Below are 21,567 nucleotides of genomic sequence, written 5' to 3' on the forward strand. Positions count from 1 at the left end.
AGGCTCATGAGACTCCCGCCAGCGCGGGCGCCTGCGGCGCGAAGTCGTCCTTGATCTCCTGGCCGTAGCCGTGCTCGAGCGCCTCGTGCTCGGTGCGGCGGGCGCGGGGCGAGAACGAGACATTCACCCGTTTGAGCCAGCGGTCGGTGCCGTCGTAGCGCGGGGCGAACGGGGCCCTTCCGTGCACCACCACGTCGTTGTCGATGATCGCCATGTCCCCAGGTTCGAGCACCACGGCCTCGCCCACCTCGGCCAATGCCTCGCCCAGCCTGCGGTACGCCGCCTGGTAGTCGGCGGAGGCTCCGTCCAAGGGGGTGTACGCCGGGTCGTAGCGCATCGCGAGCCCGTCGTGGCGGTCCCACAGCGTCGCCACCGGCTGCGGGGCGAGCGAGCGATTCCAGTCGTACGAGTCGTCGGGCAGGATCGGGGCGACCCGCTCGCGCAGGATCCGCTTGTCCTCGTCGGAGATCCGGGCGCGGCGCACGGAAGCAACGGTCGTCGGCGCCTGCTGCGGGTTGCGCACGCACAGGAGCATGAGCAAATTCGCCCGGTCCGGGTGGAACGCGTCCTCGGTGTGCGGGGCGAGGAGCACGGTGGACGAGGCGCCGGTCTGCTCCCGCTCTTTCCCCGGCTCGGGCAGGATGTTGTTCACGAGCCGCCCGTCTTGCTGGCCCGCCCAGGAGAACGGGCGCCCCGCGATCGCGGCGAGCAGGGCAAGGCTCGCGTCCAACGGCGACAGCATGCGCTCGTCCACCGCGCGCCACCCGCCCGGAGTCGGCCCCGCCACCGCGGGGTCGACGACCAGCCCCCGGACAACGGCCACGCCAGAAGCCGTCTTCGGCGTGGCGACGGCCTCGCGCAGCTCCGACCCCTCCGCGCGCAAATGCGCGCCGAGGTTCTCCAGGACCCGCTGCGCGGTCGGGTCGGCGAGCCCGTCGTGGACCGCCGCCGTCATTGTGCCCAACTCGTGCACGAGTTCACGAGCCTTGGGGCTCAATACCCGGATCTCCGCTGCCATGATCGCTCCTTCACTTTCGCCCGCCTTCGCCAATATACCCCCATGGGGTATATGTCCGAAGGTATCACACGCCCGTCGGCCGTCAACACAATCAGTCGCAATCGGCCCCGCCCGGGTTCCCGAACCACGGGAGTGTTCTGTAACACTGCCGAAACAACTACCCGAGGCTAACTGAGCCTGGCCTAACTAGGCAAGCCTTCTCTAAGCGAAACCCCGTTAGCTTTCTCACTCTGGCCAGGACAGAAAGCCGGTGATACGCTTTGAAAAACCGGATTAGACGTCCCATGTCACCACCTCGCGCCCGCAGAAAAACGCTAGTCGATTCAGATCGGACGACAGATCTTGGACTCTCACCCGAGCAAGGCCATGAGCGCGAACAGGTCTGATCGACCTGGACGCGCGCGTCGGCCCCGAATGGAGTGACCCGATGACCGACACACTCCCCTACGTCAGCACCTCATCGGCACCGGAAACATCGGCCCGAAGCCACAACCCGGCGGCCCCTGCCGAAACACCGCCCCATCGCGAACAGCAGCGCTTGCTCACGAAAAAGAAAGCGCTCAGCGCCCTGAAATGGACTGCGGTCCTCTGCGGAGTCTACCTCTTGGCCGAGGTCGGGAAGTATGCGGGCCTGCCCGCAGCACAGATGCTCATCGCCACGGCGCTAGGCCTCGCCGTAGCGCTCTCCGGCAAAGTGTGGCTCACCATCCCCAAACAGACCCAGATGGGCACCCAGGCCCTCATCGGCGTCGTCATGGGCGGATATATGCAGCTCGGCGAGCTCCGGGCACTCGGGCCGCTCATCACCCCTATCTTGATCCTCACCCTGACCACGCTCCTGCTGTCTATCTTCAGCGGCTGGGCGCTCGCCCGCTTCTCCCCTATCGACCGAACCACCGCCGCCCTCGGCATGATGGCAGGCGGATCGGCCGCGGTCATCTCTGCGGCAGAAGACTTGGACGCGGACCCCCGGATCGTCGCTTTCACGCAGTACTTCCGCCTCGTGCTCATCGTCATGACGACGCCGTTCTTGGTGACCTGGGCCTTCGGGACTGTGCCTGCAAGCGACGCGCGCCGGCTCAGCTTCGCGTTCCTCGACCAATACCGCTGCCAGGGCCACGACTCCGTTCAGTACGTATGCCTCCTCACCGGACGAGGCGACTGGCTCGCCGGGGTCTGCATCGCCGTCGTCCTCTGCATCGCCGGGATCAAGCTCGGCAAGGCCGTGCGACTGCCGTCCTACGCTTTGCTCGGGCCGATGGTCCTCACGGCCGTCGTCAGCTCCTTGGGGATCAGCCACGGCTTCGCGCCGGACGGCATCTTCAAGGAGCTGCTCTTCATCCTGGTCGGACTCGATGTCGGCCTGCGGTTCACAAAGGACTCATTGCGCCGGGTGTGGCGGCTTTTCCCGATGATCTGCTTCGCAACAGTTGCGCTCTCCACAGCCACCGCGCTCATCGCGGCACTCGCCGCCATGGCGACCGGCGTGCCGATGACAGACATGTACCTCGCCACCACGCCCGGCGGGATCAATGCCGTCGTCGCCACCGCCTCCTCCGTCAAAGCCAATATGCCGCTGGTGGCCAGCGCACAGAGCCTGCGCCTGCTCATGCTCGTGATCGTGCTACCCCTGCTCGCGAGACAGCTCACCAAAGGAGCACGGCCTCGGGCCGTGCGCGCCAAAGCTTGACCGAGAGATCCGACACGTTTTGCAGACTCGTCCCCGTTCGGTTAGTCTCACCAGGTTAGGTTTGCCATACCGAAGAGTCCGAGGAGTGAAGACTGACGATGCACGTCAGCCGACGAACAGCCTTGCGCCTCGGGCTCCTGGGCGGGCTCGCTGTCGCGGCCGCTCCGGGATGCTCCCAGCGGCGCCCGCCCTCTGACGCGTTGCGCGTCGGGGCGCTCGGCCCCGCCTCGGCCGCGACCACGAACCCCTACAGCACGTTCACGGGCGACTTCGACATGTTGCTCATGTCTTTGGTCTTCGACCCGTTGACCGTGCCGGGCGGCGGCGCGCAAGTCGCCCCCCGGCTGGCCAGCTCCTGGCAGAGCGACGACAGCCTCACGCGCTGGACCTTCCGCCTCGCCGAGCACGCGACGTTCCACGACGGCTCGCCCGTCACTGCCGACGATGTCGCCGAGTCGCTGCGCGTCCTGCGCCGCACGCCCGGCCAAGCGTGGAAAATCCCCGTCCCCGAGACAGGGATCAGCGCCACCGGCCCCCATGAGGTCACATTGGTTTCGGACCAGCCGAACAGCCAGCTGCCCATGCTGCTGCGCTTGATGACTTTCACGACCAAAAACGGGACGAACCGCCGATTGGGCGACTCTCCGGGATCGGGGCCGTTCAAGGTCGAGTCGACCGGCTCGCGAGCGCTCGACCACGTCCGCCTCGTCCGCCACGACGGCTGGTCCGGACACAACGACCTGCCCAAGCCGCCAGCGGGCGGAACGAGGGCCGCAGCGATCGAGCTCACTCGGTTCGCGAGCGTCCAAGCGCTGACCGACGCCGTTGTCGCGGGGCAGATCGACCTCGCGATGAGCGTCGGCCCGCTCGCCGCGCGCGCTGTGACGGGCCGGTCGGACCTGCAAGTGATCCGCAGGCCCGGCGACCTCGTCGTGCCGCTGGCCGTTCGATGCTCGGACGGGCCGTTCGCCAACCCCAAGGCGCGCGAGGCGATCCGCCTCGCCGTCGACCGCCAGGCGCTGGTGAGCCAGGTGCTCTCGGGGTACGGGAGCGTCGCGAACGACGTGCTCGGGACCACCGATCCGGCGTACGACCGGTCTCTGCCGCAGCGCGTCCGCGACCTCGGCCGAGCCCGCGCCCTGCTCGCCGAGTCCGGGCTCGACCTGAACCGCACATACCAGCTCTTCACCAAGGACGAGGCGTTCGGCGAGGTCAACACCGCCACGCTCATCGCGGGCCAGCTCGCCGAGGCGGGCTTGAAGATCGAAGTCGTGCAGCAGGAGCCCGAGGTCTTCGCCGCAGAGTCTTGGCACAAGGCCGCGCTCACCACGGTGAGCTGGGGGACGAACGACTCGGTCCTCTTCTTCGCGGACAAGGTGCTCGACTCCAAGAGCCAGATCAACGAAAGCGCGTTCCGCGACCCGCAGTTCGACGCGGCGCACGCCGAAGCGTCGTCCGCCGCCTCGTCCGACGACCGCGCGAGGGCGACGGCGGAGCTGCAGCGAATCCAGTACGAACGCGGCGGCTACGTGGTGTGGGGCACCGCCGACGGAGTGGACATCGCGTCGTCCAGGGTCCACGGCGCGCCGAACCTCGGCGGCTGGGGCAAAGCGCAACTCGAACGGGTGTGGCTCGGCTAGAGCCACGGTTCCTTTAGGCTAGCCATAGCTATGTTCCGTCTTGCTATCCGTGTCCTCGCGCGCCGCGTCGCGCTGCTGGCCGCCGCGCTCGCCCTGGTCTCGCTCACACAGAGCTTGCTGCCGGGCGACGGGCTGTTCGGCGCGCTCGGACCGCACGCGACCGAGCAGCAGCGGGCCGCGTTGCACCACGAGCTGTGGCTCGACCGGGCCTGGCCCGCCCGGTTCGGGCATTGGGCCGCGCACGCGCTCGGCGGAGATCTCGGCGTCACCCTGCGCGGGGCCGACGTCTCGGCCGTCGTGGGCTCGGCGCTGCCGAACACGCTCGTGCTCGCGGGGTGCGCGCTCGTGCTCGTGAGCCTTCTCTCCCCCCTCCTCGGCGGCTTCTGGGCTTTGTCGAAGTCCAGGCTGCTCGGGCCTGCGACCACGCTCTTCGTCGCAACGCCGGAGTTCGTCGTCGCGGTCGGCCTCGTGCTCGTCTTCGCCATCTGGCTCGGCTGGCTGCCCGCCGCCGTGGTCGGCGAGCCGGACCCGGCGGCTTTGGCGCTGCCCGTCGTCGCGCTCACCCTCCCGCAATTGGCCTGGAACACAGCCGTCGCGCACGCCGCGGTCGCGGACCAGCTGCGCGCCCCGCATGTCGCCGCTGCGATCCGGGACGGCCTGGCCCGGAGCCGCGTGCTCGTCCGGCACGTGCTGCCCTCTGCCCTGCCCGCCATCGCGGGATCCTTGGGCACCACGGCGGGACTCCTGTTCTCCGGCGCGCTGGTCGTCGAGAGCGTCTTCAACATCCCCGGCCTCGGCCAGATCATCACGGCGGCGGTGAGCGGGCGGGACGAGAATCTGGTCCTCGGCGCGCTGGCCCCCGCCGTCGCGGCGATATCGCTCGTCCTCGCCGTCGCGGACTTCATCCGGGGCCGAGCATGAGGCGCGTCGCCGCTGTGCTGCCTGCGGCCGCGCTGGTCTTCGTCGCGCTGTGCGGACCCCTCTTCGCCCCGCATCGTGCGGACGAGGCTGTGACCGGACCTTTCGCCCCGCCTGGGCCCGGGTCCCCGCTCGGCGGGGACGAATTGGGCCGCGACGTGTTGTCCCGGCTGCTCGACGGCGGGCTCGGGCTCACCGTCACGGCTGCGGTCATCGCCGTCCTCGTCACCGCGCTCGCGGCGGTCCTCGGCGCGCTTTCCGCCTTGGAAGGGCCCCTCGCCCGAGGGATCGAAGCCTGCACCGACCTGCTGGTGCTCCTGCCCCCGCTGCTAGTGGCCATGCTGGTGCTGCTCCGGCTGGGCGGCGGGTCGGGATGGTCGGCGGCGGGGGCGCTGCTCCTCGTGGCGGTCGTCGCCGGGACGCCGTACTCGGCGAGGGTGTTCGGCGGAGCCGCGGCGGTCGTCGCCAAGAACGGCTTCGTCGAAGTGGCGCTCTCGAACGGCTCCGGGCATTGGCGCGTGGCGGTCGAGGAGATCCTGCCGAATCTGCGTGCCACGTTCGTCACGCAGCTCGCACTGCGGTTCGTCGAGGCGACCGCGCTCGTCTCCACTGTCGCGTTCCTGCGGCTGCCCGCCGCGCTCGGCCCGTCGAACTGGGCGGTCATGGTGCGCGACTCGGTCGGCCCGGGGTTGTGGCTGAACCCGTGGTCCGCCGCCGCGCCCGCGCTCGCGATCGTCGCGCTCTCCCTCGCCGTGCGGCGCGCGATCATGGCGTACGCCCCCGCCCCGGCCGAGACCGCGCATACCCCGCCGCCGCAATCCGCGATCGAGCCGAAGCCGGGCCGCATGACCGCCGTGCTCGGGGCTTCCGGCGCGGGGAAGACCACCGCGCTGCTGCGCCTGACCAGCCCGCCCGGCCTCGACGGGGAGGAGCTGCGGTCCTTCCGCCGCACCAAGATCAGCTTCGTTGGCCAAGATCCCGGTTCCGAGCTCACCCCGACGATGCGGGTCGCCGCCCTGCTCGCCGAGACTGCGTCCCGGCCCGAGCGGATCCCCGAGCTCCTCGCGCGGCTCGGGATCGACGAGTCGTGCCTGCGCAAAAAGCCGCGTGAGCTCTCCGGCGGGGAGCAGCGCCGCGTGGCGCTCGCGCGGGCGCTGCTGCGGGAGAACCCCGTGCTTGTGGTGGACGAGCCGTTCGCCGGACTCGACAGCGCCCGCAGGGACGTCGTGGCGGCGCTGTTGCGAGAGGCCGCCGACGAGGGCAAAGCCGTCGTGGCGAGCGGCCACGACGAGGCGATGCTGCGAGCAATGGCGGACGAAGTCGTAGTCGTCGGGGAGGCCGCGCCACGCTTGGAGGGCCGCACCGACAGGCCCCTGGGCGAGCGCGCGCCGCAGTTGTCCGAGCCCCCGGGCGTCGTGTTCGAAGCCCGAGGCCTTCGCATCTCCTGCCCGAACGGCAGGATGCTGCTTGAGGACGGCGATTTCGAATTGGCCGCCGGGACGCTGACCGGCCTGGTCGGCGACTCCGGCACGGGGAAGACCACGCTCGCCCGCGTCATGGTCGGCCTCCAACAGCCCCAGTCCGGCGAGTGGACGAAGCTGCGGCCGCGCGCTATCCAGCTCGTGCCGCAGAACCCGGCAGGAACGCTCAACCCCCGGCGCACCGTGCGCCAGGCGCTCCTCGCGGCGACCCGGGAGAACGGCAGGCGCGCAACCGGCGGACCAGGAGCCGACGTGGCCGGGCTGCTCGGACAGGTGGGGCTCTCCCCCGAGCTCGCGGACCGGCTGCCGGGGCAGTTGTCCGGCGGCCAGCGCCAGCGCGTCGCGGTCGCGAGGGCGCTCGCGCATCGCCCGGCCGTGCTGGTCTGCGACGAGGTCACGTCGGCGCTCGACGCGAGGACTGCGGCTGGAGTCATGCGTCTCATCGGGGATCTCGCCGCCGAAGAAGGCCTCTCCGCCCTGGTGGTCAGCCATGATCTGGACCTCGTGGAACAGCACTGCCACCGGGTGCTGGCGCTGCGGGACGGCAAGCTCGTCTCGGAGTAAGGTGAGCGGCATGGAAGGCGAGTCGGGCATGTCGGGCGAGCCGCCCGCCCCGCTCCCGACGCACCCGCTCAGCCGCGAGCTGTTCGACGACGCGATCCTCTGGGCGTGGGAGCAGCAGCTGCGGCTCGAGGACGTCCTCGGCGGGGACAGCCCCTACGGGAAAGGGCCGTGGTGGGCGGACCCGCAAGCCGGGACCGTCACGTTCAACCACGGCAGGCGCCCCTCCCTCTCGGCCAAAGCGCATTTCCTCGGCTCCGCCTCCCCCGGCTCGGGCGTGTGGCTGTGGGGGTGGGCGAACGCCAACGGGTTCCCCGAGCCGGTGATCGACTCCGCCGCGCGACTGCGCGTCCACGCCGAGTCCTACGAGCACCACGGGCTCTACACGCCCGCGCTGCCGCTGGCGGGCCACATCGGCGAGCTCGTCTGGCGGATCGGAGCCTACGCCTCCTACGTCCTGGACCTGCCCTGCTATCTCTTCGACGGCGGCGGGTCGGTGGGCGCGCTCCTCGTGGAGCACCCCCTGTTCGAGTTGCGCGAGCCGACGCCGTTCCGCACCGCCCAGGTGGTCAACCGCGCGCTCGACGCCGGCCTGGTGTCCGATTGGCCGAGGGCATTGGCCACGTACGCGGAGAAACGCGGAGTCGGCCTCGAGCAGAACGAGGCCGGATACGTGTTGCTGCCGCCGAAGGGCGGGGCCGTGACGGTGGAGCTGGACGCGCAGGGCCGAGTCGGCCTGGTCGATATTCGCGCGTCGTAAACCCGCTCGCCATTGCCGTCCTCGGCGAACCATCCCTTTTCCATGTTCTCCCGTGTCCGAGAGCACCCGCAAGTTTTGGACAAATACCTACTATTTGTCTATTCTGACGACAAGTGATAGCTTTATGTACACAAAGGAAGTGATGTGCCCCATTGATCAATGGCACATTATCGACACCAGTGGACCTGACACACCGCAAGGAGCCGTCATGACAGCACATACCGCGACCGACCACGACGAGGCGGCGGCCCCGTGGCAGGACCCGAAGCGCCACCTGTGGCTTATCGGCCTCATCCCCCCCACCGTGCTCTTCATCGTCATTCCGGTCATCATGGGGATGAACTCGATGGGCTGGACGACCATGTCCAGGGCGCTGTTCTGGATCGGCCCGATCCTGGTCTACATCGTCCTTCCGCTGTTGGACCTGCGCTTCGGCCCCGACGGGTCCAATCCGCCGGAAGCGGCGATGGAGCGCTTGGAGAACGACAAGTACTACCGCTGGATCGTCTGGGCCTTCACCCCACTGCAATACGCGAGCCTCGTGCTCATCGCCTACCTCGCCACCGCCGACGACCTGCATTGGCTCGGCTACGAGCACCCGCTCTCCTGGGTCGACAAAATCGGCGGCGCCATCTCCCTCGGCATGATCGGAGGCGTCGGGATCAACACCGCGCACGAGCTCGGGCACAAGAAAGAGTCGTTCGAGCGCTGGCTCTCCAAGATCACCCTCGCCCAGACCTTCTACGGCCACTTCTACCTCGAGCACAACCGAGGCCACCATGTCCGGGTCGCCACACCCGAGGACCCGGCCAGCGCCCGGCTTGGCGAGAGCTTCTGGGCGTTCTGGCCGCGCAGCGTCTTCGGCGGCCTGCGCTCCGCATGGCACTTGGAGGCGGAGCGGTTCCGCAAGCTCGGCAAAAGCCCGTGGAGCCTGAAGAACGACGTGCTCAACGCCTGGCTCATGTCCGCAGCGCTCTACGCCGCGCTCGTCGCGGCCTTCGGCTGGCAGCTGCTCCCGCTCCTGATCCTCCAGGCGGTCGTCGGCTTCTCCCTGCTGGAGTCGGTCAACTACCTGGAGCATTACGGCCTCCTTCGGCAGAAGACCCCCACCGGCCGTTACGAGCGCGCCGCCCCCAGGCATAGCTGGAACTCGGACCACATCGTGACGAATGTCTTCCTGTACCACCTTCAGCGGCACTCGGACCACCACGCGTATCCGACGCGCCGCTACCAGACGCTGCGCAGCTGGGACGGGGCCCCGAACCTGCCGAGCGGCTACGCCAGCATGATCACGCTCGCCTACTTCACCCCGCTGTGGCGCAAGGTGATGGACCACCGAGTCCTCGAGCATTACGACGGCGACGTCTCGCTCGCGAACCTGCAGCCCGGCAAGCGCGAGAAACTGCTCGCCCGGTATTCCGCGCCCTCCACAGGCGGGCAGGACGACGAGGGCAGCGCCGCCACGAGCGGAAAGGCCGTGTGATGGCCGCATATCGCTGCCCGGTCTGCGAGTATGTCTACGACGAGTCCGTCGGGGCCCCTCGCGAGGGACTCCCGCCGGGCGCCTCGTGGGCAGACATCTCCGACGACTGGACCTGCCCGGACTGCGGGGTACGTGAGAAGATGGACTTCGAGCCGTTCAGCGCATCCGAAGCGCGTTGATCAGGCGAGAAAGGAACGGAAAACAGTGAGCGGCAGCTCCGACTACAAGCTGTACTTCTGCCTGCAATGCGGATTCGAGTACGACGAGGCCCTCGGCTGGCCGGAGGACGGCATCGCCCCCGGCACCAGGTGGGACGACATCCCCGATGACTGGACCTGCCCCGATTGCGGTGCGACCAAGGCCGATTTCGAAATGGTGGAGAAAGCCCGCGCATGACCCAACTGCCCAACACCAGCCCCGCGAAACACCGCCCAGCGGCCCGCTCCCCCTACGCCGAGGCCGCGCGCATGTTGCTGCGCGAGTCGATCCTCGACGCGCTCCAGCGGCTCCTCGACCGCCAGGACTGGTCCGAGGTCACCATGGCCGACGTCGCCAATGCCGCAGGGGTGAGCAGGCAGACCCTGTACAACGAGTTCCAATCCCGCACCGGCCTCGTCGAGGCGTACGCGCTCCGGCTCGCGGACCAGCTCGCCGACGCCGTGGACGACGCCATCCAGGCGAACGTCGGAGATTTCCACCTCTCCCTCGTGCAGGGCTTCCAGATGTTCTTCGCGCAGATCGGGAGCGACCCCCTCATCGTGTCCTTCCTCTCGGGGGAGGCCAAGCCGGACCTCATGCGCCTCTTGACGACGGACAGCGGGCCGATCATCCAGCGTGCCGCGGCCCGGCTGACCGACTCGCTCGTCGCGAGCTGGGTCGCCCCCTCGCTGAACGACGCGGGCATCTTCGCGCGGGCGCTGGTCCGTTTGGCGCTGAGCTACGTCTCCGCTCCCCCCGAGCCCGGACACGACGTCCCGGAGGAAATGGCGCTGCTGCTGCAGCCTTTCGTCGAGAGCGCGCGGGCGAGGGCGCGGCTCGACGAGGGCCCGCTCTAGCCCTCCGCTAGTCCTTCTTCTTGCCGCCGAACAACCGGCGCAGCGCGAGGAACGTGAACAATCCGCCGACTCCGAGCAGGGCGTACTTCACCGCGGGCTCGTTGAGCTTGAGGATCAGCCAGTGCTTGGCTTCCTCGGTGACCTTCTGCGGGTCGAGGCGCACCGCCAGCTGGTCGATGACGCGAGCGAGCTCCTCGCGGGCCCGCTCGACCTCGCGCTCGATGCGTTCCGGATCGTTCGACAACCTCTGGCCTCCAAACTCTCGCGCGCCGTTGCACTCGTCGGGCGGCGCCCGGCCAGCTTACCCGAAAGGGCGGCTAGGCTTGCAGCATGACCACATCTGCCCGCCTCGCCGTTGGCGAAGCCGCACCGGCGTTCACCCTCGAATCCGACTCCGGCGCGTCCGTCTCGCTGTCCGACTACGCGGGCCAGCAGGTGGTCGTGTACTTCTACCCCGCCGCTTCGACTCCGGGCTGCACGAAACAGGCGTGCGACTTCCGTGACAGCTTGGCCCAGCTGAAGGCCGCGAAAACCGCCGTGCTGGGCGTCTCCCCCGACCCCGTCGCGAAACTGGCGAAATTCCGGGACGCGCAAGAGCTCACGTTCCCGCTGCTCTCCGACCCCGCGAAAGAGACGCTGCTCGCCTACGGCGCGTTCGGGGAGAAGAAGTTGTACGGCAAAACGGTCGAAGGGGTCATCCGCTCCACCTTCCTCGTGGACGAGGAAGGGAAGATCAAACTCGCGCAGTACAACGTCAAAGCGACCGGCCATGTCGCGAAGCTGCTCCGCGATCTGGGGTTGTGAGCCGAGCGCGCACGACCGAACTCATGTACGATGGCGCTCAGTCCGCAAAGGAGGGCCATGACGCACGAAGCCTCGCAACGCGAGTTCTCAGAGCGCGAACTCGCCGCCTTTCGTGTGTTCGCCGCGAAACACCTCCAGAGGACGCGCGCCGATTTCGTCCGAGCCCAGCACGAGCGCAAGCTCACACTCGCCATGGCGAAGCATCTGCGCCTTTCTGCCATAGCGGCGAAGCTCTTCGAGCAATTGGGCGACGCAGGCCTCTCCGCCGAAGCCCGGCGCAAGCTCTGGGCCGAGCTCGGCGAGCCTGACCCCGCGAGCCCCGACGTCGGGCAGGCCGCGCTCCACGCCGCGGCCTCGCTCGACACCTCGCGCCGCCGAAAGCCTCCACGGCAGAAGCCGGACTCCCCCTCCCCCACCGCTACGGGCCGCCAGAACGCGGTCCGGCTCCATCTCGTGGACAAGGTTCCCGTCAGCGAGCTCGCCGCCAAGTTCTCCGTCACCCCGGAGACCGTGCGCCTCTGGGTGCGCAACCATTTGAAACAACACGGCGCCTACGATCCGAGGCGACGATCCGGCGCACCGGCTTCCACGAAGGCCGAAGCCGCCCGGTTGGCCATCTCCGGCTCGCACAGCGTCGTCCAGCTCGCCGAAAAATACGGCTACCACCCGACCACCGTCGCGCGATGGGTGCGCGAGCACCGGGCCGCGGCGGGGATGCCGAAACCGAGCAGGCAGAAAGTGCCCGACGAAGTCCGGCTGCGGACGCTCCGGCTCATCTTCGAGGAAGGGCTCGCGCCCACCATCGCGGCCCGGCACTGCGGGGTGTCCTCCAACAGCGCGCACGTGTGGGCTTCCCGATACAGGGCGGAGCACGGCACACCGATCCCGAAATACGACCGAAGCGTGCGCCACCCCTATCCTCCCGAGACGAAAACCGAGGCCATACGGCTCATTTTCGACAGAGGCAAGCGCGTCTCGCAGGCGGCTTCGGAGCTCGCAGTGCCCGTGGCCACCGCCCGAGTCTGGGCCGAGGACCACCAGCGGGAGACTGGCGCCGAGATGCCGGGGCTCGCCCCGATCAGCAAGGAGACCCGCGAGCAAGCCGCTCGGGCGCACCATGAGCTCGGCGTGCCGATCGAGACGATCGCCAGGCAGCTCCACGTGCTCCCGCGCACTGTCAAAACGTGGGTCTACTCCTACGCCCCGAGCAAAGCGGCGCCGACCGCCGCGCGCAGGCCCCGCAAGAACAGCTAGCCGCCAAGCGGACCGCACGGGAGCATCAAACGGATGCATCGCAAGGCGGCAGGCGACGACTGGGGGCACCGCGAGGCGCCATCTGAGGCCCGTGGATCAGTCTTTGTCGCCGATACTCCGACAAGCCCTCGTGCGCAGCCAGGTGACGTAATCCTGTGGGGCGCCCGCGACTTCCGCCGCGTCCGACATCACACCGAGGTAGCGCGCCGAGGGCAGGCCTCCCTCGAAAGCGTCGAGCACGTACAGCCACGCGAGCACCGGCCCGTCCGCCGTGTCCACCCGGACCTTGAGTTTGCGGCGCAATCGCAGTTCAGAGCCTTCCCACCGGTCCAGCGCCTCCTCGTCCTCGCGGATGAGGTCGTAGAGCACCACGAACACTTTCGAGTCCGGGTCCTCTTTGTCCTCGACCACGGTCGCGAGCGCGCCCTCCCAGCCGATGTCCGCCCCGCCGAACGTCAGCCGCCATCCCGGCAACCACCCCGTGGTGGCGACGGGCGAGTGTGGGGCGCGCTGCGCCATTTGAGCGGGATCCATATTCGACCCGTACGCGGCATACATAGGCACGTGACAAGACTAAGGCGCCCTCTCCTCCATGCGTGGAGGGGCGGGAGCGACTACCGTTGTCGCCAGAGCGATCAACACAACCTAGGAGCGAGGGAGCGTCACGTGACAGACGTGGTCATCATCGGTGGCGGGCCTGCAGGCTATGAGGCGGCGCTCGTCGCGAGGGGCCTGGGCGCAGAGGTCGTCATCCTCGACGAAGCGGGCATGGGCGGCAGCTGCGTGCTCTACGACTGCGTGCCGTCGAAGACGTTCATCGCCTCCACCGGGATCCGCACGGAGCTGCGCCGCGCCGAGAACCTCGGCTTCGACGCCGCCCGCATCGAGGACCTCATCACCCGCCGCACCCTCGGCGCGATCAACGACCGGGTCAGAGAGCTCGCCAACGCCCAGTCTGTCGACATCCACGACAAACTCGCCAAAGAGGGCATCCGCGTGCTCATCGGACGGGGGGAGATCGGCGACACGCAGCCGGGCCTCGCGACCCACGAGGTGATCGCCACGGTGAACGGGCGCACCGAGAAGCTCCACGCCGACGTCGTGCTCATCGCCACCGGCGGCAGTCCTCGGACGCTGCCGAACGCGCAGCCCGACGGAGAGCGGATCCTCACCTGGCGGCAGATCTACGACCTCCAAGAGCCGCCCGAGCACCTGGTCGTCGTCGGGTCCGGCGTCACCGGCGCTGAGTTCGTCCACGCGTACACCGAGCTCGGCGTGCCGGTCACCGCCGTGTCCAGCCGCGACCGGGTGCTGCCGCATGAGGACCAAGACGCCGCCCACGCCCTGGAAGAGGTCCTCGCCCACCGAGGCGTGACCATCGTCAAGAACGCCGCCGCCGAATCGGTGAAGCGCACGAAGACAGGCGTGCAGGTCGTCCTCGCCGACGGGCGCTCGGTCGAAGGCAGCCACGCGCTCATGACCGTTGGCAGTGTGCCGAACACCACAGGGCTCGGCCTCGAAAAAGCGGGGATCGAGCTCACCGAGCGCGGCCACATCAAAGTGGACCGGGTGTCGCGCACGAGCGCGCTCGGGATCTACGCGGCGGGCGACTGCACGGGCCTGCTCCCCCTGGCCTCGGTCGCGGGCATGCAAGGGCGGATCGCCATGTACCACGCGCTCGGCGAGGCCCTGACCCCGATCAAGCTCAGCACCGTCACCTCCGCGATCTTCACCCGCCCGGAGATCGCCCAGGTGGGGATCACGCAGAAGGAGGTCGACTCCGGGAAAATCCACGCCCGCGTGGTCTCGCTGCCCCTGGCCACCAACGCGCGGGCCAAGATGGGCGCCATCACGAGAGGCTTCGTGAAGCTTTTCTGCTCCACCGGCTCGGGCCGCGTCCTCGGCGGCGTCATCGTCGCACCGAGCGCCTCCGAGCTCATCCAGCCCATCGCCCTTGCGGTCAGGAATAAACTGACTGCAGAGGATGTGACTCGCACCTTCACCGTCTACCCGTCCCTGATGGGCTCGATCAACGAGGCGGCGCGCATCCTGTCCAACGACGAAGACGAATAGCTAGCGCCGAATGGGCTAGCGAAGACGAGCAGCAGACCGAAACGACGAGCCAGGCGCACTGGCCGGACATTGGAACGAGAGCGATGACGACGACCGCAGCCAACCTCACAGCCCACCACCTCGGCCCCGAGCAACGCGCCAAGGCGTGGGAGCAACTGGGCAGCCAGCACTTCGACGTGATCGTGATCGGCGGCGGGATCGTCGGAACGGGCGCGGCTCTCGACGCGGCGACGCGCGGGCTCTCGGTCGCCCTGATCGAGGCCAGGGACTGGGCTTCGGGCACGTCCAGCAGGTCCTCGAAGATGTTCCACGGCGGCCTGCGCTACCTGGAGCAGCTGGAGTTCGGGCTGGTGCGCGAGGCCTTGCACGAGCGCGAGCTGGTCATGACCAAGATCGCTCCGCACCTGGTGAAGCCGCAGGCGTTCATCGCCCCGCTCGCCCACCGCGTCTGGGAGCGCCCCTACATGGCGGCGGGATTCTTCCTCTACGACACGATGGGCGGCGCGAAGACCGTCCCCCGGCAGCGGCACTACACCAAGGCCGGGACGCTGCGCCTCGCCCCGAGCCTGAAACCCGAGGGCTTGGCTGGCGCGATCCGCTACTACGACACGGTCATGGACGACGCGCGCTACGCGCTCACCGTCGCCCGCACGGCTGCGCACTTCGGCGCGGTCGTGCGCACGTCGACCCAGGTGGTCGGCTTCCTCCAAGACGGCGGCAGGGTGCGCGGCGTCCGGGTCCGCGACAGCGAGTCCGGCGAGACGACCGAAGTCCGGGGCAGCGTCGTGGTGAACTGCTCGGGCGTGTGGACCACCGAGCTGCACAAAGCCGCAGACATCCGGGGCCGGTTCCAGGTCCGGGCCAGCAAGGGCGTGCACATCGTCGTCCCGCGTGACAAGATCATCAGCGATGTCGCGCTCATCCTGCGCACCCCCACCAGCGTGCTCTACGCCATTCCCTGGCGGGAGCGCTGGCTCATCGGCACCACAGACACCGACTGGAAGCTCGACTTGGCGCATCCGGCGGCCACCCGCTCGGATATCGAGTACATCCTCGGCCAGGTCAACCGCGCGCTGAAAGTGCCGCTCACCCCCGCCGACATCGACGGGGTCTACGCCGGGCTGCGCCCGCTGCTCGCGGGCGAGGACGAGGCCACCTCGAAGCTCTCCCGGGAGCACGCGGTCGCGGTCGACGCGCCGGGCCTGGTCTCCATCGCGGGCGGCAAATACACCACCTACCGAGTGATGGCCAAAGACGCCATCGACGCGGCCGTGCCCTTCCTGCCGACCGGCGCCCCCGAGTCGGTCACCGAGGACGTGCCGCTGCTCGGCGCGGACGGCTACCCGGCGCTCAAGAACAAGGCCCGGAGCATCGGCCAGGACTGGGACGTGCCGCACGACCGGGTGGTCGACCTGCTGGACCGCTACGGCTCGATGCTGCCCGAGCTGCTCGCGCTCGCCGAGGAGGACCCCGGCCTGTTGCGGCCGCTCCGGGACGCCTCCGACTACCTGCGGCTGGAGATCAAGTACGCATGCGCGGCGGAAGGCGCGCTGCACCTCGAGGATTTGCTCTCCCGCCGCACCCGGATCAGCATCGAGTACCCGCACCGAGGCGTCGCCTGCGCCCGCGAGGTCGCCGAGATCGCGGCGGGCGTGCTGGGCTGGGACGAGCAGCGCACGAAGTCGGAGATCGAGCTGTACACGGCACGGGTGGACGCGGAGCTGCGCTCGCAATCCCTCGTCGAGGACGCTTCGGCGGACGCGTTGCGGGCCAAGGCCCCCGAGTCGAGGGGCGAGATCCTCGAGCCGGTGCCAGCGGGCGGCCTGTCCGATTGAGCCAAGCCCACAGACACGGGGCACTCGGCTGCGATATCCTCGGCGGATGAGGGTTCTTTGTTCGTGGGCGACAGCAGTCGCGTGCTGCGCGGGGCTTGCGCATCCGGCCGAAGCGTCGGCCGCGCCCGACTTCTCGGCGCTGTGGGACCTGGTCGACCGTTCTGCCGCTTCCGCCCCGCTGCAGTCCTGGAAGGTCGAGCAGCTCCTGTCGACGCAGATGCTCTGGATGGACCGGATGAGCGACGGCAGTATGTTCGGCGACGGCGACTGGCAGGAGTGGCGGGGCGGCCCGATCGCGGTGAGTCCGGGGGTCACGCTGTCCGGCGTCCTCGTCTACGACCGCGACGGCGCGTGGTGGACCACGGTCTACCACGTCGAGTCGACGAGCTGTGTCAGTCCCGAGAGCATCCGGGCCCGCTACCCCGAAGCCGAGAAGACCCCGCTCGACATGGATTCGGACCCCTCTGCCGAGGCCTGGGCCCTGCGCAGGCCCGCAGTTCGGGTGAGCCTCGGCGTGCAAGGGCAGCCGCAATGCCTCAAGTCGGTCATCTTCGTCCCGCCGAAACGCGACAAGTGACCGCCCGGCGGGTAGATAAAAGCCCTCCCGATATAAACCAGTAGAAAACTGCCCTATCGTTATCTACTGATGCCTGCTGATTCCCCCACCCTGTCTCTCGCCGCCCAAGCCGAAGCCGCCCTGCGCGATGCGTTCGAGGCCGCGCTCGGCCCGGAAGCCGCTGGCGCGGACCCGATCATCCGCCCCTCCGAGCACGCCGACTACCAGGCCAACGGCCTGCTGGCGCTCGCGAAGAAGCTCAAGGGGAATCCCCGTGAGCTCGCGGGCAAAGTCGTGGCGCAGCTGGACGGCTCCCCCCTCTTCTCCCACGCCGAAGCCTCCGGCCCAGGATTTTTGAACCTGGCGTTCACCGACGCGGCCCTGCTCGGGCAGCTCGCGGCGCGCGGCGCGGACCCGAGGCTCGGCATTGGCAGGACCGAAGCCCGCCAAGTCACCGTGGTCGACTACTCCGCGCCGAACATCGCCAAGGAGATGCACGTGGGGCACCTTCGCTCCACCATCATCGGCGACGCCCTCGTGCGGCTGCTGGCCTTCTCCGGCTCCGAGGTGGTCCGGCAGAACCATGTCGGCGACTGGGGCACCCAGTTCGGGATGCTCATCGAGCACCTCCTGGAGAACCCGGAGCTGACCGGCGACGACGAGGACGGGGACACCCCGGCGATATCGAGGCTCGCCGCGCTGTACAAGGCGGCCCGCGCCCGGTTCGACACGGACGAGGAGTTCCAGACCCGCTCGCGAAGGCGCGTGGTCGCGCTGCAGTCCGGCGACCCCGAGACTCTCGCGGGCTGGCAAGAGATCGTCGCCGAGTCCAAGACGTACTTCGGGGAGATCTACGCGAAACTCGGGGTGCTGCTCACCGACGAGGACATCGCGGGCGAGAGCAGCTACAACGACGAGCTGCAGGGCATCGCCGACGACTTGGAGCGGCGCGGCGTCGCGGTGCGCTCGGAGGGCGCGCTGTGCGTCTTCTTCGACGATGTCGCGGACAAGGACGGCAAGCCGGTCCCGTTCATCATCCAAAAATCCGACGGCGGCTTCGGCTACGCGGCGACCGACCTGGCGACGCTGCGCCACCGGGTGCGCGACCTGAAGGCCACGCGCCTGCTGTACGTGGTCGGCTCCCCGCAGGCCCTGCACTTCAAGATGGTGTTCGAGACGGCCCGGCGGGCAGGCTATCTGCCGGACGGAGTCGAGGCGGCGCATGTGCAGTTCGGCTCGGTGCTCGGCGCGGACGGCAAGCCGTTCAAATCTCGCGAGGGCGAGACCATCCGCCTCATCTCGCTGCTGGACGAGGCCGTGGCGCGCGCCAAAGCCACCATTGAGGAGCGCAGCCCCGAGCTGGCGGACGAGGCCAAGGAGCAGCGCGCGAAGGAGGTCGGGATCGGTGCGGCGAAGTACGCGGACCTGTCCACCTCCCGCACCCGCGACTACGTCTTCGACCTCGACCGGATGCTGTCCCTGCAGGGCAACACCGGGGTGTACCTGCAGTACGCGCACGCCCGGATCCGCTCGCTCTTGGCGAGGCTCGCCGAGGCCGAGCCCGCCCCCGACGGCGACACGGCCCCGCCGCTGGAGCCTGCCGAACGCTCGCTCGTGCGCGTGCTCGACGAGTTCGGCGACGTGCTCGCGGCAGTGGACGAGAGCCTTGAGCCGCACCGGCTCTGCGGCTACCTCTACACCCTCGCGCAAACATTCTCGGACTTCTACGAGGCCTGCCCCGTCATGAAGGCGCCGACCGCGCAGGTCCGGGCCCGGCGCGCGGCGATCTGCGAGCTGACCGGGGACACCCTCGCCCTCGGCCTCGGCTTGCTCGGCATCGCCGCGCCCGAGCGGCTGTAGCCGGGCCCTGCCGAGCAGGGCCGTGTTCGCGGGACGCGACAAGTTCGCAACATTTCGGCATCCGCGCGGGCGGGCTCCTCGTGCGCCGACGCGCGCGCGCATATATTTCCCCGCATGTTGAAAACGCCGTTGCGCCTGGGCGTCGCCGGGCTCGCCGCCCTTGGAGTCGCCGGATATGTCGGCAAGGACAGGGTCCAAGAGTTCGTGTTCGGCGACACCACGTACGAGGTCGCCGGGTCGGGGCAGGCGAAGGCGGTGGTGCACTACCGCAGCGGCGTCACCGAGGAGGTCATCAAAGAGGTCGACCTGCCGTGGAAGGAGACCGTGCGCCTTGGCGAGTCCTGGGACAAGGCCAGCGTCACCGTCACCCCGAAGGACGTCGCCGGGGCGTTCGCCGGAAAGTTCACCTGCGCGATCACCCACAACGGGAAGCGCGTCGGCTGGGCCTCGAGCTCCCTCGTCCCGACGACCGCCTGCACGGCGTTGCCGGTGCAGCCCATGGGGGGCCAGCAGTAGCGCCGCCGAGGACGCGGACGCCCCCGTATGGCTGTGGCCGACCCCTCGATGACGGCCACAGCCATACGCCCCACTTGCGAGTAGCGATCCCCATCCCGCCGAACCCCACCAACAGGATAGAAGATTTCTACTGTCAGTAGAATATACGATGGGCGGCGGTTGTCAACTCCAAGAAGAGCTTCGTTCTTCTGAAACTGATATTCTTGGCCCATGCCAATGAGCGGCCAACCGCTAGCCGTACGCCTCGACCGCCTCTTCCGGACGGCCCGTCCGGACGGAAAGTCATGGACGAACGACCAGGTTGCCGAGGAGCTCAAGCGACGCCATCCCGAACTCCGCGTGAGCGGCGGATACCTCTCCGCGCTGCGCAACGGCGGCAAGAGCCATCCCTCGATCGAGCTGCAGCAGGCGTTGGCGGATTTCTTCGGAGTGCCGATCGCCTACCTCACCAGCCCCTCCGTGGACGCAGGCGAGGCGCAGCAAGCGGCAGCAGCGGTGCTCATGGACCAAGTGGGCGTCCGAGCGATCGCGTTGCGCGCGATCGGCGTGCAGGAAGAGAGCCTCGCGACCATTGTCGCGGTGCTCGACAACATCAGGGCCCTGCAAGGCCTCCCCCCAGTCGAAGAGATTTACACGGATGCGGCTACCGAACTCGCCTGACCCAGGCCGAGAGCTTCGGCCCGTCCAGCAGGCTTTGACCGAGCGCCTTGAGGAACTCGACCTCGGACCATTCCAGTCCCTGGCCGAGTTGCGCGAGATCATTTCGAAACGACGCGGGCGGCGGATCGAAGCGATGCCGTTCCCCTTGCGCGGCACGAATATCAGCGGGCTCTTCTTGGCCACCCCCGACGTCGACCTCATCCTCTACGAACAAGACGCGCCCCTGTACCACCAAGAGCACATCCAACTGCACGAGTTGAGCCATGTTCTCCTCGGGCACGTCGACGAGCGAGAGCCGTCCTCGACGGACGTGCTGGCGCAGCTTCCCCAGCTCCATGGCCACACGGTTGTCAAAGTGCTGCAGCGGACCGACTACGAGGAGCGCATAGAGCACGAGGCGGAGACCATGGCCTCGATCCTCGCGATGCGGTTGCGCCAACGCTCGAGCACGCCCGAGTCCGAAGAGCTTCGGCGGATCGAGCGATCCCTGTCGCTGTCGCGCCGCGCAGAGTGACCAGGGCCTGCACCCCGTGTTCTTCGTTCCCGGCCACCCCGGCTACTGGCAATACGTCAACACGCTCAGCGGCGTGGCGGCCGTGTGCGCCGCGGGCGCGTCGGCGCTTTTCCTCTTCGAGCTCCGCCGCAAGCCCCGCGACCTCGGACGGCGCGCGATCACAGCCGCATTCCTCCTCGAGACTGCCGCCGCGATCTTGAACAACCCCGCGTTGGCGCGCCTCGCCTCGGAGCGGCTCGGCACGCCGAACATCGTCCAGCTGTTCGCGGCCGCGACCGGCGGCGTCGGGTACAGCACGGCTCTCGTCATCGCGCTCTCCGCCTGGCAGGACCCGCCCGAAAAACGCAGGAAGACCACCCGGCTCTGGCTCGCTGCTGCTGCGGTGGTGCTCGCGCTGATGTTCGCGATGTGGCTCACCCCCCTGCTGCCGAGATCCCTGGTCCCCTTCTTCGCACACCCCGAGGCCAACCGCCCCCTGACGCAGTCCACCAGCGTCAACGATCTCTTCCTCCTCTGGGCCGTGCTCAAAATCAGAAGCTTGAGCGGCCGCAACACCAAAGACGGCCAACACGGCTGGACCGCCCGCGGCCTCCGGCTCATCCGGCGCACGACGAATTTCCAACTCTGCGCCTTCGTCGTGTACATGGCCGTGGTCGCGGTCAACGACGTCCTCGGCCTCGGGCTCACGCATCCAGATTGGCTCGGCGTGCCGCTCGGCGTCGTCGCGTTCGGCCTCATCATGACCGGGCTCTGCCTGCCTGCGGCGGGGCCGCTCTGGGAGGAGGCCCGGCGGCGGCGTGCGAACGAGCGGGCGTACAGCGAGCTGGAGCCGTTCTGGCGGGATCTCGCCGACGACAACCCCGACAGCACCCTCGACCAGCACGCCGAC

General features: G+C 68.8%; 22 protein-coding genes. 19 read left to right on the top strand and 3 right to left on the bottom strand.

Features of this window, described 5'->3' with window-relative positions; translation table 11 throughout:
- Nucleotides 1-4: 4 nt before the first annotated feature.
- Nucleotides 5-1,018: a TauD/TfdA family dioxygenase gene (locus ACRC20_RS04010; protein ID WP_438685050.1), complete on the bottom strand. Its 1,014-nt coding sequence runs from the start codon at nt 1,016-1,018 to the stop codon at nt 5-7.
- 427 nt (nt 1,019-1,445) lie between these two features.
- On the opposite strand from ACRC20_RS04010, the gene ACRC20_RS04015 reads away from it, so the two are divergent.
- From ACRC20_RS04015 to ACRC20_RS04055, 9 genes are all read left to right on the top strand, one after another.
- Nucleotides 1,446-2,708, top strand: coding sequence for an AbrB family transcriptional regulator (locus ACRC20_RS04015; protein ID WP_438685051.1), 1,263 nt, complete (start codon nt 1,446-1,448; stop codon nt 2,706-2,708).
- Nucleotides 2,709-2,806: 98 nt separating this feature from the next.
- Nucleotides 2,807-4,348: an ABC transporter substrate-binding protein gene (locus ACRC20_RS04020; RefSeq protein WP_438685052.1), complete on the top strand. Its 1,542-nt coding sequence runs from the start codon at nt 2,807-2,809 to the stop codon at nt 4,346-4,348.
- A gap of 30 nt (nt 4,349-4,378) precedes the next feature.
- Nucleotides 4,379-5,269, top strand: coding sequence for an ABC transporter permease (locus tag ACRC20_RS04025; protein ID WP_438685053.1), 891 nt, complete (start codon nt 4,379-4,381; stop codon nt 5,267-5,269).
- Complete coding sequence (locus ACRC20_RS04030; protein WP_438685054.1) at nt 5,266-7,311, top strand: ATP-binding cassette domain-containing protein; 2,046 nt, start codon at nt 5,266-5,268, stop codon at nt 7,309-7,311. Before ACRC20_RS04025 ends, ACRC20_RS04030 begins: the two co-directional genes overlap by 4 nt.
- Before the next feature lie 10 nt (nt 7,312-7,321).
- Complete coding sequence (locus ACRC20_RS04035; RefSeq protein WP_438685055.1) at nt 7,322-8,068, top strand: DUF6882 domain-containing protein; 747 nt, start codon at nt 7,322-7,324, stop codon at nt 8,066-8,068.
- Between the two features lie 208 nt (nt 8,069-8,276).
- Nucleotides 8,277-9,551, top strand: coding sequence for an alkane 1-monooxygenase (locus ACRC20_RS04040; protein ID WP_438685056.1), 1,275 nt, complete (start codon nt 8,277-8,279; stop codon nt 9,549-9,551).
- Nucleotides 9,551-9,730: a rubredoxin gene (locus tag ACRC20_RS04045; RefSeq protein WP_438685057.1), complete on the top strand. Its 180-nt coding sequence runs from the start codon at nt 9,551-9,553 to the stop codon at nt 9,728-9,730. Before ACRC20_RS04040 ends, ACRC20_RS04045 begins: the two co-directional genes overlap by 1 nt.
- 25 nt (nt 9,731-9,755) lie before the next feature.
- On the top strand, nt 9,756-9,947 hold the full coding sequence (locus tag ACRC20_RS04050; protein ID WP_438685058.1) for a rubredoxin: 192 nt from the start codon (nt 9,756-9,758) through the stop codon (nt 9,945-9,947).
- A complete protein-coding gene (locus ACRC20_RS04055) occupies nt 9,944-10,606 on the top strand; it encodes a TetR family transcriptional regulator (RefSeq protein WP_438685059.1) in 663 nt (220 codons plus the stop codon). The genes ACRC20_RS04050 and ACRC20_RS04055 overlap by 4 nt, the downstream gene beginning before the upstream one ends.
- Nucleotides 10,607-10,613: 7 nt before the next feature.
- Here ACRC20_RS04055 and ACRC20_RS04060 read toward each other — a convergent pair whose 3' ends face one another.
- Nucleotides 10,614-10,850, bottom strand: a complete 237-nt coding sequence (locus ACRC20_RS04060) for a DUF3618 domain-containing protein (RefSeq protein WP_438685060.1) — start codon at nt 10,848-10,850, stop codon at nt 10,614-10,616.
- An 86-nt stretch (nt 10,851-10,936) separates the two neighbouring features.
- On the opposite strand from ACRC20_RS04060, the gene bcp reads away from it, so the two are divergent.
- Both bcp and ACRC20_RS04070 read left to right on the top strand, forming a co-directional pair.
- On the top strand, nt 10,937-11,410 hold the full coding sequence (bcp, locus tag ACRC20_RS04065; protein WP_438685061.1) for a thioredoxin-dependent thiol peroxidase: 474 nt from the start codon (nt 10,937-10,939) through the stop codon (nt 11,408-11,410).
- A 57-nt stretch (nt 11,411-11,467) separates the two neighbouring features.
- A complete protein-coding gene (locus ACRC20_RS04070; RefSeq protein WP_438685062.1) occupies nt 11,468-12,664 on the top strand; it encodes a hypothetical protein in 1,197 nt (398 codons plus the stop codon).
- A gap of 96 nt (nt 12,665-12,760) precedes the next feature.
- On the opposite strand, the gene ACRC20_RS04075 is transcribed toward ACRC20_RS04070, so the two are convergent.
- Complete coding sequence (locus ACRC20_RS04075) at nt 12,761-13,228, bottom strand: gamma-glutamylcyclotransferase (RefSeq protein ID WP_438685063.1); 468 nt, start codon at nt 13,226-13,228, stop codon at nt 12,761-12,763.
- Nucleotides 13,229-13,330: 102 nt separating this feature from the next.
- On the opposite strand from ACRC20_RS04075, the gene ACRC20_RS04080 reads away from it, so the two are divergent.
- The 8 genes from ACRC20_RS04080 to ACRC20_RS04115 all read left to right on the top strand — a co-directional run.
- Nucleotides 13,331-14,737: an NAD(P)H-quinone dehydrogenase gene (locus ACRC20_RS04080; RefSeq protein ID WP_438685064.1), complete on the top strand. Its 1,407-nt coding sequence runs from the start codon at nt 13,331-13,333 to the stop codon at nt 14,735-14,737.
- Between the two features lie 83 nt (nt 14,738-14,820).
- Nucleotides 14,821-16,572 (top strand): glycerol-3-phosphate dehydrogenase/oxidase, encoded by a 1,752-nt coding sequence (locus ACRC20_RS04085; protein ID WP_438685065.1) that lies wholly within the window; start codon nt 14,821-14,823, stop codon nt 16,570-16,572.
- A 46-nt stretch (nt 16,573-16,618) separates the two neighbouring features.
- Nucleotides 16,619-17,149, top strand: a complete 531-nt coding sequence (locus ACRC20_RS04090) for a hypothetical protein (RefSeq protein ID WP_438685066.1) — start codon at nt 16,619-16,621, stop codon at nt 17,147-17,149.
- A 69-nt stretch (nt 17,150-17,218) separates the two neighbouring features.
- A complete protein-coding gene (gene argS, locus ACRC20_RS04095; RefSeq protein ID WP_438685067.1) occupies nt 17,219-18,988 on the top strand; it encodes an arginine--tRNA ligase in 1,770 nt (589 codons plus the stop codon).
- A gap of 114 nt (nt 18,989-19,102) precedes the next feature.
- Nucleotides 19,103-19,504 carry a hypothetical protein gene (locus ACRC20_RS04100; protein ID WP_438685068.1) on the top strand — a complete coding sequence of 134 codons (402 nt, stop codon included), beginning with the start codon at nt 19,103-19,105 and terminating at the stop codon, nt 19,502-19,504.
- Nucleotides 19,505-19,714: 210 nt separating this feature from the next.
- Nucleotides 19,715-20,164, top strand: a complete 450-nt coding sequence (locus ACRC20_RS04105) for a helix-turn-helix domain-containing protein (protein ID WP_438685069.1) — start codon at nt 19,715-19,717, stop codon at nt 20,162-20,164.
- A complete protein-coding gene (locus ACRC20_RS04110) occupies nt 20,142-20,678 on the top strand; it encodes a hypothetical protein (protein WP_438685070.1) in 537 nt (178 codons plus the stop codon). Before ACRC20_RS04105 ends, ACRC20_RS04110 begins: the two co-directional genes overlap by 23 nt.
- Before the next feature lie 16 nt (nt 20,679-20,694).
- On the top strand, nt 20,695-21,567 hold an 873-nt coding region (locus tag ACRC20_RS04115; protein ID WP_438685071.1), incomplete at its 3' end, for an MAB_1171c family putative transporter.

This window comes from Segniliparus sp., assembly GCF_051660745.1.
In the GTDB taxonomy this organism is placed as follows: domain Bacteria; phylum Actinomycetota; class Actinomycetes; order Mycobacteriales; family Mycobacteriaceae; genus Segniliparus.

Bases quoted from the DNA above. Each gene is read 5' to 3' on its own strand.
- ACRC20_RS04085 (WP_438685065.1), top strand. From the start codon at position 14,821: ATGACGACGACCGCAGCCAACCTCACAGCCCACCACCTCGGCCCCGAG.
- ACRC20_RS04010 (WP_438685050.1), bottom strand. From the start codon at position 1,018: ATGGCAGCGGAGATCCGGGTATTGAGCCCCAAGGCTCGTGAACTCGTG.
- ACRC20_RS04100 (WP_438685068.1), top strand. From the start codon at position 19,103: ATGTTGAAAACGCCGTTGCGCCTGGGCGTCGCCGGGCTCGCCGCCCTT.
- ACRC20_RS04020 (WP_438685052.1), top strand. From the start codon at position 2,807: ATGCACGTCAGCCGACGAACAGCCTTGCGCCTCGGGCTCCTGGGCGGG.
- ACRC20_RS04025 (WP_438685053.1), top strand. From the start codon at position 4,379: ATGTTCCGTCTTGCTATCCGTGTCCTCGCGCGCCGCGTCGCGCTGCTG.
- ACRC20_RS04015 (WP_438685051.1), top strand. From the start codon at position 1,446: ATGACCGACACACTCCCCTACGTCAGCACCTCATCGGCACCGGAAACA.
- ACRC20_RS04055 (WP_438685059.1), top strand. From the start codon at position 9,944: ATGACCCAACTGCCCAACACCAGCCCCGCGAAACACCGCCCAGCGGCC.
- ACRC20_RS04070 (WP_438685062.1), top strand. From the start codon at position 11,468: ATGACGCACGAAGCCTCGCAACGCGAGTTCTCAGAGCGCGAACTCGCC.
- ACRC20_RS04105 (WP_438685069.1), top strand. From the start codon at position 19,715: ATGCCAATGAGCGGCCAACCGCTAGCCGTACGCCTCGACCGCCTCTTC.
- ACRC20_RS04030 (WP_438685054.1), top strand. From the start codon at position 5,266: ATGAGGCGCGTCGCCGCTGTGCTGCCTGCGGCCGCGCTGGTCTTCGTC.
- ACRC20_RS04090 (WP_438685066.1), top strand. From the start codon at position 16,619: ATGAGGGTTCTTTGTTCGTGGGCGACAGCAGTCGCGTGCTGCGCGGGG.
- ACRC20_RS04040 (WP_438685056.1), top strand. From the start codon at position 8,277: ATGACAGCACATACCGCGACCGACCACGACGAGGCGGCGGCCCCGTGG.
- ACRC20_RS04045 (WP_438685057.1), top strand. From the start codon at position 9,551: ATGGCCGCATATCGCTGCCCGGTCTGCGAGTATGTCTACGACGAGTCC.
- bcp (WP_438685061.1), top strand. From the start codon at position 10,937: ATGACCACATCTGCCCGCCTCGCCGTTGGCGAAGCCGCACCGGCGTTC.
- ACRC20_RS04110 (WP_438685070.1), top strand. From the start codon at position 20,142: ATGCGGCTACCGAACTCGCCTGACCCAGGCCGAGAGCTTCGGCCCGTC.
- argS (WP_438685067.1), top strand. From the start codon at position 17,219: ATGCCTGCTGATTCCCCCACCCTGTCTCTCGCCGCCCAAGCCGAAGCC.
- ACRC20_RS04035 (WP_438685055.1), top strand. From the start codon at position 7,322: ATGGAAGGCGAGTCGGGCATGTCGGGCGAGCCGCCCGCCCCGCTCCCG.